This is a genomic window from Blastococcus saxobsidens DD2, from assembly GCF_000284015.1.
GTDB lineage: Bacteria > Actinomycetota > Actinomycetes > Mycobacteriales > Geodermatophilaceae > Blastococcus > Blastococcus saxobsidens_A.
The window spans coordinates 1,505,463-1,519,380 of record NC_016943.1; the positions used below are offsets into that span (position 1 = coordinate 1,505,463).

A 13,918-nucleotide genomic window follows, 5' to 3' on the forward strand; every position below is an offset into this window, starting at 1 on the left:
GGTGTCGACATGTCGACATCCCGGACCGCTTCGCCGCGGCCGGATCGCGACCGGCTGCACGGGGGAGCCGGTCGCCGCGGCCTCCGCTCCGGCCCCCGGGTCCGGACGGCGGCCAGCCGGGCGGGGCCGGTCCTCACGGGGCCGGCCCTGGTGGCCCCGGATAGGCTCGGACGGTGGCAGGACGACGAGTCGGCGTGATGGGCGGGACCTTCGATCCCATCCACCACGGCCACCTGGTGGCCGCCAGCGAGGTCGCCGGCCTCTTCGGGCTGGACGAGGTCGTGTTCGTGCCCACCGGGGAGCCGTGGCAGAAGAGCGACCAGGCGGTCAGCCCGGCGGAGGACCGGTACCTGATGACGGTCATCGCGACCGCGTCCAACCCGCGGTTCTCCGTCAGCCGGGTCGACATCGATCGAGGCGGCCCCACCTACACGTTCGACACCCTCACCGACCTGCAGGCCCAGCGGCCCGGTGCCGAGCTGTTCTTCATCACCGGCGCCGACGCGCTGGCCCAGATCATGACCTGGCGGGACGGCGCCCGGTGCTTCGAGCTGGCGCACTTCATCGGTGTGACTCGGCCCGGGTACACCCTGGTCGATTCGCACCTGCCCGAAGGCGGGGTCAGCCTGGTCGAGATCCCGGCCCTCGCGATCAGCTCCAGCGACTGCCGCGACCGCGTGGGCCGCGGCATGCCCGTCTGGTACCTGGTCCCCGACGGGGTGGTGCAGTACATCGAGAAGCGCGGGCTCTACCGCCAGCCGTCCCGCCGGCAGCAGCCCGCGGTCGCGGACGGGCGCGCGACCGGTGACCGGCCGACGTACGACCGCCCACCGCCCGACGCACCCGGGAACACCTCCGAGGGCGCCGGCGCTGAATCATCATCGACGACTTCTCACCTCCAGGAGGTACCCCGATGACCGCCTCGGCCGAAGCACGGGAAACCGCGCTCGTCGCCGCGCAGGCGGCTGCGGACAAGCTGGCCACCGACGTCTCCGTCATCGACGTCAGCGACCGACTGGCGATCACCGACGCCTTCGTGCTCGCGTCGGCGCCCAACGAGCGGCAGGTCCAGGCCATCGTCGACGAGGTGGAGGAGCGGCTCCGCGAGCACGGCGTGAAGCCGGTGCGTCGCGAGGGCGTGGCCGAGGCCCGCTGGGTCCTGCTCGACTTCGTCGACGTCGTCGTCCACGTGCAGCACGCCGAGGAGCGCGCCTACTACGCCCTCGAGCGGCTCTGGAAGGACTGCCCCACCATCCCGTTCGTCGACTCGGCCGCGCCCGTCGCCGAGGGCTCGACCGACGCCGGCTCCCCTCCCGTCGCGGAGACGGCCGGCCAGTGACCCCGTCGGCCCTGCCCGAGCTGCCGGTGACCCGACTCGTGGTCTGGCGGCACGGGCGGACCGAGTGGAATGCGGCCGGCCGCTTCCAGGGCCAGCTAGACCCGCCGCTGGACGACGTCGGCCGCGCGCAGGCGGCCCACACCGCGCCGCATCTGGTGGCGGCCGGGCTGGCGGGCCGCTCGACGGCGGTGGTCTCCAGCGACCTGGAGCGTGCTGTGGAGACCGCCCGGGCGCTGACCTCCCTGCTCGACGTGCCGTTGCGCCTGGACGCCCGGCTGCGCGAGCACGGCATGGGCGCCTGGGAAGGGCTGACCCGGGACGAGGTGGCCGAGCGCTACCCGGAGCAGTACGCCGACTGGATGGCCGGCCGGCCGGTGCGCGGCCGTGGTGGCGAGGAGCAGGTGGCGGTGGTCGAGCGGGTGCTCGCGGCATTGACCGACCTGCCGCCGGTCGACGTGGCGGTCGTGGTGGCCCACGGCGGCACGAGCGGCCGGCTGCTCGAGCTGCTGCTCGAGCTCGGTCCCGACCACCGGCGCGTGTTCGGTCCGCTCGGCAACTGCGCCTGGAGCGAGCTGGTGCGGCAGAGCGGCCGGTGGCGGCTGGTGCGGCACAACTCGTCGGCCGGCCCGCTCCCGGAGGGGCTCTCCGTGCCCGCCGCCGAGCGGCTCCGGGTCGACCCGGGGCCCGGCACGGACGCAGCCGACGGCGGGGACCGACCCGCGCAGGACGCCGACGCCGTGGGCTGAGCGGCCCGCCTGCGCGACGGGTGCCGGGCCCCTGCCCCGGGACGACGGCTAGCCTCGCCGCGTGCGCGTCGCCGTCCTCACCGATTCGACGGCCTACCTGCCCCGGGCACTCGCCGACGAGTACGGCATCCACGTCGTCCCGCTCTACGTCGTGCTGGCCGGCCGGTCGGGGCGCGAGGGCGAGGACATCTCGTCGGAGGACGTGGCCCGGGCGCTGTCGTCGCGCGGCCAGCGGGTCTCCACGTCCCGGCCGACGCCGGGGGACTTCCTGGCCGCCTACCGTGCCGAGCTGGATGCCGGCGCCGACCGGCTGGTGTCCGTCCACCTGTCGGCGGAGCTGTCCGGCACCTGGGACGCCGCCCGGGTCGCCGCGTCCCAGGTGGGGGAGCACATCGTCTCCGTGGTGGACTCGCGATCGGCGGCGATGGGACTCGGGTTCGCGGTTGTCGCGGCCGCCCGTGCGGCGGCGGACGGGGCGGACCGGGACACCGTGGTCCGGGCGGCGCGGGAGGCCGCCGACGGCACTCGCACGCTGTTCGTCGTGGAAACCCTGGAGCACCTGCGCCGCGGCGGGCGGATCGGCTCCGCGGCCGCCGTCCTGGGGTCGGCCCTCGCGGTGAAGCCGGTGCTCCACGTGGTCGACGGGAAGGTCGTCCCGCTGGAGAAGGTGCGCACGTCGGCGCGGGCGCTGAGCCGGCTGGTGCAGCACGTCGTCGACCACGCGGGGGACCGGGAGGTCTCGCTCGCCGTCCACCACCTCGCCGCACCGGAGCGCGCCGACCGGCTGGTCACCGAACTCCGTGAGCGGGTGCCCGGCCTGCGGGAGCTGCACGTGAGCGAGCTGGGAGCCGCGATCGGGGCACACGTGGGCCCCGGCTCCGTCGGGGTGGTGATCTCCACGGGCGCGCCTACGCCTGCGGAGCCGACGGACGGCCCGGCGCGCGACGATCCCGCGGCGCGATGATCGGCGAGGTCCCATCGGCCCAGCGTGCACCGGGGACGGCGCCCGGGGCGGTTCGCCGTCCACAGGACGACCCGGCGTCCACAGTCCGGTCCTGACCGGCTCACGGCGGGGCGGCGCTCCCTAGCGTCGCCCGAGTGCGCCTGACCACCCGCCGCGGCGACGACGCCGACATCATCCGCGCCCGCCTGCGGGCGCTGCTGGCGGAGGAGGCGCCGGTCGGCGGGTGGCTCCCGGAGGAACAGCCGGACGAGGGTTGGCCGACCCCGTCAGCCCCGGCCGAGGAGCGGTCGCCTCTGCCGGACGGGCTCGCCGGCGAGGACGACGGGCTGCCGCAGGGCGTGGGCCGGCACCGCGCACCGGGGGTCGCCGTCCGTTGGGGCGCCGGCCCGAGCGGGTCCCGTGCCCTGTGGGTGGCGGCGGTGGCCACCATCCTGGTGGTGCTGGGCTGGACGTGGCTGGAGCGGCCGCGGGTGGAACCGGCCGCCGCCGCGTCGGATGCCGCCGGCGCCTCCGCCCGGGTACCGGCGTCACCGTCCGCACCGCCCGGCGAGGCGCCCTCGACACCTCCGACGGTGGTCGTCTCCGTGGTGGGCGAGGTGGCGCGGCCGGGCCTGGTCACGCTCGCCGCCGGAGCGCGGGTCGCCGATGCCGTCGCCGCCGCCGGTGGCCTCCTGCCCGACGCCGATCCGGCCTCGGTGAACCTGGCGGCTCCCGTCACCGACGGGCAGCAGATCCCGGTGGGTGCGCCGGCGGCGGCTGCACCGGTCGGCGGGGCCGGCGGTCCCGCCGGCGGGGGACCGGCTGGTCCGGTCGATCTCAACACCGCCGGGATGGCGGACCTGGACGCGCTGCCGGGCATCGGGCCGGTGCTCGCCCAGCGGATCGTCGACCACCGCACCCGGCACGGGCCGTTCCGCACCGTCGAGGAACTCGACGAGGTCCCGGGAATCGGCCCGGCCATCGCGGCAGAGCTGGCCGAGCTGGTGGCCGTGTGAGCGACCGGCGACCGCCGGCCGGTCCGCCGGCGCCCGGCCGCTGGCACTGGCTCGACCTGCGGCTGTGGCCGGTCGCCGCCGCGGTCTGGGCGGTCGGGCTCGCGGCCCCGTTCCTGCCACAGCACCTGCTCACCGCTGGAGCGGTCGGGGGGATCGTGACCGCGGCGGTGGTCGGTGCGCGGGGCCGGGGCGCGCCTGCGGCGATCGTGCTGGTCGTGCTCGCCGGAACCACGGTCGCCTCCGGGGCCGCCGCGGTGCGGGCCGCGGCACAGGAGGGCTCGCCGCTCCGGGCCGCCGCGGAGTCCGGTGCCACGGCGGACGTGACGCTGACGGTCCGCAGCGATGCCCGGCGCCTGACCGGCCCAGGCGGCCCCCGGGTGCTGCTCGACGCCGAGGTCACCTCCCTGTCCGACGGCGGCACCGTCCATCGGGTGCGGGATGCGGTCCTGGTGTTCGCGCCGGCCGATGGCTGGACCGGAGCGCTCCCCGGCCAGGTCCTCCGCGTGCGCGCCCGGGTCGCGCTACCGGAGGTGGGCGACGACGTCGCCGCGGTGCTCACCGCGCGCGGGCCACCGGAACGCGGTGCGGGCCCGGGCGCCGTCCAGCGGGCGGCCGGCGCGCTGCGGGAGTCGCTGGCGACCGCCTCCGCGCGCGTGCTCGACGACCGGTCCGGTGGGCTGCTGCCGGGGCTGGTGGTCGGGGACACCCGCCGCATGGACGAGGTGCTCGACGAGGAGTTCCAGCGCGCCGGGCTGGCCCACCTGACCGCCGTCTCGGGCGCCAACGTGGCCATCGTGATCGCCTGCGTGCTGCACCCGCTCCGGCGGCGTGCCGTCGATCGCCGGGTGCAGGCCGGCGTGGCCCTGGTGGCCCTCGTGGGCTTCGTCGTCCTCGCCCGGCCCAGCGCGAGCGTGCTGCGTGCGGGTGCGATGGGCGCGGTGACGCTGTTCGCCCTCGCCTCCGGCCGCCCACGGGCCGCGCTGCCGGCCCTGGGTGCCGCGGTGACCGTGCTCCTGCTCGCCGTGCCGGAGTTCGCGCGCGACCCGGGCTTCGCGCTGTCGGTCACGGCGACCGCGGCCATCGTGCTGCTGGCCCCGCCGTGGGCCCGGCGGCTGCGCGCCGGTGGCTGGCCGGCGTGGGCAGCTGATGCCGTCTCGGTGAGCGTCGCCGCCGGGCTCGCCACGGCCCCGATCGTCGCGGGCCTGAACGGCACCGTCAGCCTGGTCTCGGTACCGGCGAACCTGCTTGCCGTCCCCGCGGTGACACCGGCGACCGTGTTCGGGCTGCTGGCGGCCCCGGCGGGGCTCGTGTCGCCCGCGCTCGGCGACGCGCTGGTGTGGCTCGCCGGCTGGCCGGTGCGCTGGATCGTCGGAGTGGCCGAGCGCGCCGCGGCCGCTCCGGACGCGGTCGCCGACTGGCCGGGGGGAACGCTCGGCGCCCTGCTGCTCGCCGGTGTGCTGCTCGGCGCCGGCTGGGCGTTCTGGCGCTTCCCGCGGCTGCGGCCCCTCGGGGTGGCCGCCCTGGTCGGTCTGGTCGTCGTCGCCTGGCCGCTGCGCCAGCGCGTCGACGGCTGGCCGCCTCCCGGTGCGGTGCTGGTCGCCTGCGACGTCGGGCAGGGCGACGCGCTGGTCCTGCCGGTGGGAGCCGGGCGCGGGATCCTCGTCGACGCCGGCCCTGACGTGGCCGCGGTCGACCGTTGCCTGGACCGGCTGGGCATCGACGAGCTGCCGCTGGTGCTGCTCTCGCACCTCGACGCCGACCACGTCGGCGGGCTGGCCGGCGCCCTGACCGGTCGGGCGGTCGGGGAGGTGGCCGGCGGGACCCTGCCACCCGGCGACGACCGCGCACCGGTGGTGGACGAGCTGGTGCGGCAGGCCGGCAGCACCCGCACCGTGCTGGTCCCCGGTGACCGGCGCACCGTGGCCGGGGTCGTGCTGGACGTCCTGGCTCCGGAACCCCGGCGGGCGACCGCGGCTGCGGAGAGCAACGACCTGTCCCTCGTCGTGCGGGTGACGGTGCGCGGTCTGCGGCTGCTGCTGACCGGTGACCTCGGCGCGGACGCGGAGACGCGGCTGCGCCGGGACGGCACCGATCTGCGGGCCGACGTGCTGAAGGTGCCGCACCACGGCAGCGGGGACGCCGACCCGGCCTTCCTGGCCGCCACCGGCGCCCGGATCGGGCTCATCTCCGTAGCGGCGGACAACTCCTACGGCCATCCGGCGCCCCGGCTGCTGGGCTGGCTGGCCGACGCCGGCATGCGGGTGCACCGCACCGACCGCGAGGGCGACCTCGCCGTCGTCGGCGAGGAGGGGGACTGGGGCGTCGTCCCGCGGGGGAGCAGCGGCGCGGACGCGGCGTCGGAGCGGCCGGCCACCCCCTGGCCGCATCCGACGGTGCCCGCGCCGGCTACCCGGCGGACCGGCGGGAACGGTCGGCGGCGCGTGGGACCATGCACCCGTGCCTGCAGCCCCGGTCGAGCCCACGTCGCGCCTGCGGGTGGTCATCGGCGAGGAGGAGCTGCTGCGGTCCCGCGCGGTCGGCGCCGTCCGCTCCGCCGTCCTCGCCCACCACCCCGACGCCGAGGTGCACGAGCTCGCCGCGCTCGGCCTGCCGGTGGGCCAGCTGGCCGACGTGCTCGCCCCGTCGCTGTTCGGCGGCCACCGGATGGTGGTGGTCACCGGGGTGCACGAGGCGGCCGGTGCGTTGACCGACTCGCTCACCGCCTACGCCAAGGACCCGGATCCGGACCTGACGCTCGTCGTCGTGCACTCCGGCGGGAAGCGCAACGAGGCCCTGGTGAAGGCGTTCAAGGCCGCGGGAGCCGCGGTGGACGACTGCCCGAAGGTCAGCTCGGTCGGCGACCGCATCGCCTTCGTGCGCAACGAGGTGCGCCGGCTGGGCGGCCGGATCACCCCCGATGCGGTCACCGCGCTGGTCGACGCCATCGGGGCCGACCTCCGGTCCCTGTCGGCCGCGGCCAGCCAGCTCGTCTCCGACTTCGGCGGCAGCGTCGATGCCGACGACGTCGCCCGGTTCCACCGGGGCCAGGCGGAGGTCACCGGCTTCACCGTCGCCGAGCGGGTGCTGACCGGTGACCGCGCCGGCTCCATCGAGATGCTGCGCTGGGCACTGGAGCGCGGGGTCGCCCACGTGCTGATCGCCGACGCGATCGCCGATGGCGTGCGCACCGCCGCGCGCGTGGCATCCCTGAGCTCCAGCAACCCCGGAGACCTCGCCCGCACCTTGAAGATGCCGCCCTGGAAGGTCAAGAAGGCCCAGGTGCAGGCGCGTGGCTGGAGCATCGAGGGGCTGCAGCAGGCCCTGGGCGTGGCCGCGGACCTGAACGCCGACGTCAAGGGCGTCGCCGCCAGCGCCGACTACGCGCTCGAGCGGGCGATCCGGCGCATCGTCACCATCCGCACCGAGACCGGCCGGGGCCGACCGGCTCGCACCGGTCACTGAGCGCGCCGTCCAGCCACGGGCCCGGCGCGCCGGTGCCGGGCAGGGACGCGTGCACGCACGGGTCCGGACACGCGACGAGCCCCCTCCCACCGGGAGGAGGCTCGTCGGGAAGTGGAGCTAGTGAGGTGACCGCCGCGACGGCGTCAGCTCACCGGTGCCGCGCGGCTCAGAGGCCGGCGGTCAGCTTCGCCAGGCCGGACTTGCGGTTGGCCGCCTGGTTCTTGTGGATGACGCCCTTGCTGGCGGCCTTGTCCAGCTGCTTGGCAGCGACCTGGTAGGCGGCGGTCGCGGCGGCGGCGTCCCCGGACTCGGCGGCCGTGCGGACGCGCCGGACGGCCGTCTTCAGGGCGGACTTGACCGCAACGTTGCGCTGGCGCGCCTTCTCGTTGGTCTTGATCCGCTTCAACTGGGACTTGATGTTCGCCACGCGTGAGCCTCGGTGTCTCGACAGGAGGGAGTACTTCTGACAGTCGTGCAAAATTCTGCGTCCGCGCATGCGCCACAGGACCGGCCTGCAAGATTACCAGCGTCGCCCCCGCTACCCCAACCCGCGGTCCGGGGACGTACCGCACATCCCGTGCCCGCCACCCAGCACCCACCGCCCGCCGCGCCCGTTCCCGCTCCCGGGCGGGGACGTGGGACGATGGCGGCACTGTGACGACTCCTGCTGCCACCGATCCGGCCCGTATCCGGAACTTCTGCATCATCGCCCACATCGACCACGGCAAGTCGACGCTGGCCGACCGGATGCTGGAAGTCACCGGAATCGTCGAGGGCCGGAACATGCGCGCCCAGTACCTCGACCGCATGGACATCGAGCGCGAGCGCGGCATCACCATCAAGGCCCAGAACGTCCGCCTGCCCTGGACGCCGCGGAGCGGCGCGGACACCAGCACCGAGTTCGTGCTGGACATGATCGACACCCCGGGTCACGTCGACTTCACCTACGAGGTGTCCCGGTCGCTGGCCGCCTGCGAGGGCGCGGTGCTGCTGGTCGACGCCGCGCAGGGGATCGAGGCCCAGACGCTGGCGAACCTGTACCTGGCGCTGGAGAACGACCTCACGATCATCCCGGTCCTGAACAAGATCGACCTGCCGGCGGCCCAGCCGGAGAAGTACGCCGCGGAGATCGCGCACATCATTGGCTGCGACCCCGACGAGGTCATGCGGGTCAGCGGCAAGACCGGTGTCGGCGTCCCGGAGCTGCTCGACCGGATCGTCACCGACATCCCGGCGCCCACCGGCGTCGCCGAGGGGCCCGCCCGGGCGATGATCTTCGACTCCGTCTACGACATCTACCGCGGCGTCATCACCTACGTCCGGGTCGTCGACGGCCGGATCTCCGCCCGCGAGCGGATCAAGATGATGTCCACCGGCGCCACCCACGAGCTGCTCGAGATCGGCGTCATCTCACCCGAGCCCAAGCCCGTGGGCTCCCTCGGCGTCGGCGAGGTCGGCTACTTCATCACCGGGGTGAAGGACGTCCGCCAGTCCCGCGTCGGCGACACCGTCACGCTCCAGCACAAGCCGGCCACCGAGTCCATCGGCGGCTACCGCGATCCCAGGCCGATGGTCTACTCCGGCCTCTATCCCATCGACGGCAGCGAGTACCCGCTGCTGCGCGAGGCCTTGGACAAGCTGCTGCTCAACGACGCCGCGCTGGTCTACGAGCCGGAGACCTCGGCCGCGCTCGGCTTCGGCTTCCGGGTCGGCTTCCTGGGCCTGCTGCACCTGGAGATCGTCCGTGAGCGGCTCGAGCGCGAGGCCGGGATCAGCCTGATCTCGACCGCGCCCAACGTCGTCTACCGCGTGATCATGGAGGACGGCACCGAGCACACGGTGACCAACCCCAGCGACTGGCCCGAGGGCAAGATCGACAAGGTCCACGAGCCGATCGTCAACGCCACGATCATCGCCCCGAGCGACTACACCGGCGCGATCATGGAGCTCTGCCAGAGCCGCCGCGGTCAGCTCGGGGGGATGGACTACCTCTCCGAGTCCCGGGTCGAACTGCGCTACACCCTGCCGCTCGGCGAGATCATCTTCGACTTCTTCGACGCGCTGAAGTCGCGCACCCGCGGCTACGCCAGCCTCGATTACCAGGAGGCCGGCGAGCAGGAATCCGCGCTGGTCAAGGTGGACATCCTGCTGCAGGGCGAGGCGGTCGACGCGTTCAGCGCGATCGTGCACAAGGACAAGGCCTACAGCTACGGCGTGATGATGGCCGGCAAGCTCCGGGAGCTCATCCCGCGCCAGCAGTTCGAGGTGCCCATCCAGGCCGCCGTCGGCTCCCGGGTCATCGCCCGCGAGACCGTCCGCGCCATCCGCAAGGACGTCCTCGCCAAGTGCTACGGCGGTGACATCACCCGCAAGCGGAAGCTGCTGGAGAAGCAGAAGGAGGGCAAGAAGCGGATGAAGATGGTCGGCCGCGTCGAGGTCCCCCAGGAGGCGTTCGTCGCGGCGCTCTCCACCAACGAGTCCACCGCCTCGGCCAAGCCCAAGTGACGGGGCGGGTCGACGCCGTCTGCGTGTCGGGGGCCGACCTCCTCCCGCTGCCCGGCCGCCGGCCCGACCGCAGCGGCATCTCCAAGCGGCCGGTGGCCGGCCGGATCGCCGTCGGCACGCTGGGCCTGGACGGTGACGTCCAGGTCAACCGCAAGTACCACGGCGGCGAGGGGCAGGCGGTGTACGCCTACGCCCAGGAGGACGCCGACCTCTGGATCGCCGAGCTGGGCCGCGAGCTCCCGCCGGGGATGTTCGGCGAGAACCTGCGGACGACGGAGCTGGACCTCACCGGTGCGCTGCTCGGCGAGCGGTGGCGCGTCGGGACGACGCTGCTCGAGGTGACCGCCCCACGGATCCCGTGCGCGACCCTCGCCCGCTTCTGGGACGAGCCGCAGCTGGTCAAGCGGTTCACCGCGCGGGGCGCGAGCGGGGCGTACCTGCGGGTGCTGGAGACCGGGGAGGTCGCCGCCGACGACGAGGTGACGGTCGTGGCGCGGCCCGACCACGAGGTCACGATCGGGCTGGCGTTCCGGGCGTTCACGACGCAGAAGTACCGGATCACCGAGCTGGAACCGGCGCTGCCCCACCTGCCAGACAAGGACCGCGCGAAGGTGGCGGGGAAGATCGCCAGGCGGATCGCTCCCATCCTCTAGGGCTCCGGCGCGCTAGTGTCCGCCGGACGGCCGGGGAACCCAGCCGGGACGTGGAGGTCGCCATGCTGTTGCGCCGATCGGGCCTGCCCGTTCTCGTGATCGCACTGTTCACCGGCCCGGTCCTGGCCGGCTGTGGCGCCGACGAGCCGGAGGAGTCGGCCGCACAGCTGCTCGAACGCGCCAAGGCGACCCTGGACGAGGCCGAGAGCGCGCACTTCGTCCTGGACAGCGAGGGCGCCCCGTCCAGCGGCACCCTGCTGGTCGGCGGCGAGGGCGACATCGCCCGGCCGGCGTCCTTCGACGGCACGCTGGAGGTGCAGGCGCTGGGATCCACGCTGGACCTCGAGGTGGTGTCGGTCGACGACACGGTCTACGCCCAGCTGCCGTTCACCAGCGGGTTCAGCGTCATCGACCCGGCCCAGTTCGGCTTCGGCGACCCCGGCGACCTGCTGGACCCGGAGACCGGCATCTCGCAGCTGCTCGCCGAGGCGACCTCCGCCGAACTCGGTGAGGAGAGCCGGGTCGACGGCGAGGTGGTGCGCGAGGTCACCGCCGAACTGCCCGGTGAGCTCGTCGAGGAGATCCTGAGTACCCAGAGCCTGTCCGAGCCCGTGCAGGCGCGGTTCTCCGTCGCCGCTGACAGTGGGGAGCTGCGCCGGGCGGAGCTGACCGGGCCGTTCTTCACCGCCGACGCGGACGCCACGTACACCCTCGAGCTCAGCGACTTCGGGGCCGATGTCGAGATCAGCGCACCGCCCACCGGCTGACCGGCCGCCCGCCGTCCGGGAGGTCCCCGGGCTGGCGGCGATCGCGCTGGCCACCCTCGCCGTGCTGGTCACGGCGGCCGACACCTATGTCGTCGTCCTCGCGCTGCCCGACATCCTCGCCGGCGTCGGGGTCGGTCTGGACGAGCTGCAGAAGGCGACGCCGATCGTCGGCGGCTTCCTGCTCGGCTACACCGCCACGCTGCCGCTCCTGGGCCGGCTGGCCGACCTGCGCGGGCGGACGCCGGTGCTCATCGGTTGCCTCCTGCTGTTCGCGCTCGGGTCGCTGCTGACCGCCGCGGCGGAGTCGCTGGGGCTCGCAGTGGCCGGACGGGGGCTGCAGGGCATCGGTGCCGGCGGGCTGGTCCCGGCCACGCTCGCGCTGGTCGCCGACCGCTGGCCGCCCGAGCGCCGGTCGCTGCCCCTCGGCGTGGTCGGGGCCGTCCAGGAGGCGGGCGCCGTGCTGGGCCCTCTGGCGGGGGCGGCGGTGCTGGCCCTGGCGGACTGGCGGGCCATCTTCTGGCTGAACCTGCTGCTCGGGCTGGGGCTCGCGGCCGGGGTGGTCGTCACCGGGCGGGTGCGGCGGCCGGACCCGGTGGGGCTGGTGCTGGCCGTCGCCGCCGCGGCCGCGCTGGGGCTGCTGCTCGCCGAGCCCGCCGCGCTGGCCGAGGACATCACCTTCGGCCTGCTGTACGTGCCGCTCGTGGCGGGGCAGGCGTGGACGGCGCCCCTGCTGCTGGCCACCGTGCTGGCTGCCGTGGCTCTGGTCGCGTGCAGCCTGCTCCGGCCGGCCGGGGCCGTGCTGCCGCTGCGGGGGCTCGGGCGGCTGGCCCGGGAGGTCGACGTCGTCGGCTCGGCGCTGGTCGTGCTGTCGCTGGGCGCGCTGGTCTGGGCGTTCGCCGCCGCCGACACCTCCCGGGAGGTGGTCGCGCACGGCTGGGTGCTGCTGCCGCTGGCCGGCGTCGCCGCGGTGCTGTTCGTGCTGCACGAGCGGCGGACGCCGAACCCGGTGCTGCCGCTGGCCGCGCTCCGGCCGGTGGGTGCGTGGGGGGCACTGCTGGTCAACCTGCTGGTGGGTGCCGCGCTCGTCGCCGCGCTGGTCGACGTCCCGCTCTTCGCCCGTGCCACCACCACGCCGGGTGACCAGTTGGGCGCGGCGCTGGTGCTGCTCCGGCTGCTGGTCGCCGTTCCGGTGGGCGCCGTGGCCGGCGGGTGGTTGTGCCGGGTGGTCGCGCCACGGGTGGTGGCCGGGGCCGGCATGGCGCTGACCGCGGTCGCCTTCGTCGCCATGACCGGCTGGGACGAGCGGTCGCTGGACGGTGCGTGGTCGACGGTCGTGCTGCTCGCCGCGGGCCTGGGCTTCGGCCTGGCCATCGCGCCGGTGAACGCCGTGCTGCTCGCCGTCACCCGGGCCGAGGTGCACGGCAGCGCCGGCGCGCTCGCCGTCGTCGCCCGGACCGTCGGCATGCTCGCGGGCCTGTCGCTGCTCACCGCCGTGGCGCTGCGCCGGTTCACCGCCGAGATCGCCGCGATCGGTACGCCGATGGAGGTGTGCCCGACGAGCCCCGCCGACTGTCCCGCCTACGACGCCGCGACCGAGACGGCGCTGCTGACCCAGCTGCACACGGTCTTCGCCGGGGCGGCGATCGCGGCAGGTCTGGCGGCGGTCGCCGCCCTGGTGCTGCTGCGCGGGGGGACAGTCAGGGGTTCAGCGCGATCCTGAGGTCGGTGCGTAGTGCACCGGCGTCGACCCCCCGGTCGTGCAGCACCTTCATCGCCAGACCCTCGCCCTCCCGAATCAGGCCCAGCGCTATGTGCCCGTCGGTGATGGTCTTGGTCCGCATCGCGATGGTCTCCCGGAGCGACAGCTCCAGCACCTTCTTCGCGCGGGGGCTGAACGGGATGTGTTCAGGGCTTGCCCTTCCGCTGCCGGGTGGCCGGTCCAGCGCGCCTGGCCCGAAGGTGGCTTCGACCGAGCTGCGGACGGCGTCCAGGTCGATGCCCACGGCTTCCAGCGCCCCGGCATCCAGCTCCGGCCCGCCGACGTGGGCGGCGACCGCCTCGATCACGGCGTCATGGGTCAGTCCGTGCCGGACGAGCACGGCGGCGCTGCGGGTGTCCTGGGCCAGCAGGGCCAGCAGCAGGTGCTCGGTGCCGATCGAGCGGTGGTGCAGCTGCCGGGCCTCCCGCTGCGCCCCGACGACGACCGCCCGGGCCTCGGGAGTGAAGCGTTCGAAAATGGTCAGTCCCCCCGACGGAGCGGCCCGCGGCCGCTCGCGTACTTCTTGTGCACGGCCTGCCGGCTGACGCCGAGCAGTTGGGCGATCTGCTCCCAGGTCCAGCCCTGGTCGCGGGCGTTCCGCACCTGCAGGGCCTCCAGGCGCTCGACGAGCACCCGCAGCGACCGGACGGCCTTCAGCCCGACCGTGGGGTCCTTGCTGCCGGCGGCGCCGGCCACCTGCGCTGTATCGGACATGGCTGTCAACTTAG

General features: G+C 74.8%; 13 protein-coding genes and 1 pseudogene. 11 read left to right on the plus strand and 3 right to left on the minus strand.

Annotated elements, in window-relative coordinates; genetic code table 11:
* Positions 1–173 precede the first annotated feature (173 nt).
* The 7 genes and pseudogenes from nadD (at position 174) to holA (ending at position 7,506) form a co-directional block, all read left to right on the plus strand.
* Positions 174–917 carry a nicotinate-nucleotide adenylyltransferase gene (gene nadD / locus BLASA_RS07075; RefSeq protein WP_231839568.1) on the plus strand — a complete coding sequence of 248 codons (744 nt, stop codon included), beginning with the start codon at positions 174–176 and terminating at the stop codon, positions 915–917.
* Complete coding sequence (rsfS, locus tag BLASA_RS07080; protein WP_014375387.1) at positions 914–1,339, plus strand: ribosome silencing factor; 426 nt, start codon at positions 914–916, stop codon at positions 1,337–1,339. The genes nadD and rsfS overlap by 4 nt, the downstream gene beginning before the upstream one ends.
* On the plus strand, positions 1,336–2,085 hold the full coding sequence (locus BLASA_RS07085) for a histidine phosphatase family protein (RefSeq protein WP_014375388.1): 750 nt from the start codon (positions 1,336–1,338) through the stop codon (positions 2,083–2,085). Before rsfS ends, BLASA_RS07085 begins: the two co-directional genes overlap by 4 nt.
* Before the next feature lie 61 nt (positions 2,086–2,146).
* Positions 2,147–3,049, plus strand: a complete 903-nt coding sequence (locus BLASA_RS07090) for a DegV family protein (protein WP_014375389.1) — start codon at positions 2,147–2,149, stop codon at positions 3,047–3,049.
* A 134-nt stretch (positions 3,050–3,183) separates the two neighbouring features.
* Complete coding sequence (locus tag BLASA_RS07095) at positions 3,184–4,044, plus strand: ComEA family DNA-binding protein (RefSeq protein WP_014375390.1); 861 nt, start codon at positions 3,184–3,186, stop codon at positions 4,042–4,044.
* Positions 4,045–4,736: 692 nt separating this feature from the next.
* Positions 4,737–6,164: pseudogene (locus BLASA_RS26540) on the plus strand (ComEC/Rec2 family competence protein); the annotation flags it as partial.
* Between the two features lie 376 nt (positions 6,165–6,540).
* Entirely contained in the window at positions 6,541–7,506 is a 966-nt protein-coding gene (gene holA / locus BLASA_RS26545) for a DNA polymerase III subunit delta (RefSeq protein ID WP_014375392.1), read from the plus strand.
* Between the two features lie 166 nt (positions 7,507–7,672).
* Here the strand turns inward: holA and rpsT are convergent, their stop codons facing one another.
* The gene (gene rpsT / locus BLASA_RS07110) at positions 7,673–7,933 is read right to left on the minus strand and encodes a 30S ribosomal protein S20 (RefSeq protein WP_014375393.1); all 261 of its coding nucleotides are present in this window, start codon (positions 7,931–7,933) and stop codon (positions 7,673–7,675) included.
* A 227-nt stretch (positions 7,934–8,160) separates the two neighbouring features.
* On the opposite strand from rpsT, the gene lepA reads away from it, so the two are divergent.
* The 4 genes from lepA to BLASA_RS07130 all read left to right on the plus strand — a co-directional run bounded on the left by lepA (position 8,161) and on the right by BLASA_RS07130 (position 13,151).
* The gene (lepA, locus tag BLASA_RS07115; protein WP_014375394.1) at positions 8,161–10,011 is read left to right on the plus strand and encodes a translation elongation factor 4; all 1,851 of its coding nucleotides are present in this window, start codon (positions 8,161–8,163) and stop codon (positions 10,009–10,011) included.
* Positions 10,008–10,664, plus strand: coding sequence for an MOSC domain-containing protein (locus BLASA_RS07120; protein WP_014375395.1), 657 nt, complete (start codon positions 10,008–10,010; stop codon positions 10,662–10,664). The genes lepA and BLASA_RS07120 overlap by 4 nt, the downstream gene beginning before the upstream one ends.
* A 62-nt stretch (positions 10,665–10,726) precedes the next feature.
* Positions 10,727–11,431 (plus strand): LppX_LprAFG lipoprotein, encoded by a 705-nt coding sequence (locus BLASA_RS07125; protein ID WP_166486498.1) that lies wholly within the window; start codon positions 10,727–10,729, stop codon positions 11,429–11,431.
* Entirely contained in the window at positions 11,400–13,151 is a 1,752-nt protein-coding gene (locus tag BLASA_RS07130; RefSeq protein WP_014375397.1) for an MFS transporter, read from the plus strand. The genes BLASA_RS07125 and BLASA_RS07130 overlap by 32 nt, the downstream gene beginning before the upstream one ends.
* Here the strand turns inward: BLASA_RS07130 and BLASA_RS07135 are convergent.
* Both BLASA_RS07135 and BLASA_RS07140 read right to left on the minus strand, forming a co-directional pair.
* The gene (locus BLASA_RS07135; protein ID WP_331371091.1) at positions 13,129–13,770 is read right to left on the minus strand and encodes a Clp protease N-terminal domain-containing protein; all 642 of its coding nucleotides are present in this window, start codon (positions 13,768–13,770) and stop codon (positions 13,129–13,131) included. The two genes, BLASA_RS07130 and BLASA_RS07135, sit on opposite strands and share 23 nt — an antisense overlap.
* On the minus strand, positions 13,671–13,904 hold the full coding sequence (locus BLASA_RS07140; protein ID WP_014375399.1) for a helix-turn-helix domain-containing protein: 234 nt from the start codon (positions 13,902–13,904) through the stop codon (positions 13,671–13,673). The genes BLASA_RS07135 and BLASA_RS07140 overlap by 100 nt, the downstream gene beginning before the upstream one ends.
* Positions 13,905–13,918 lie beyond the last annotated feature (14 nt).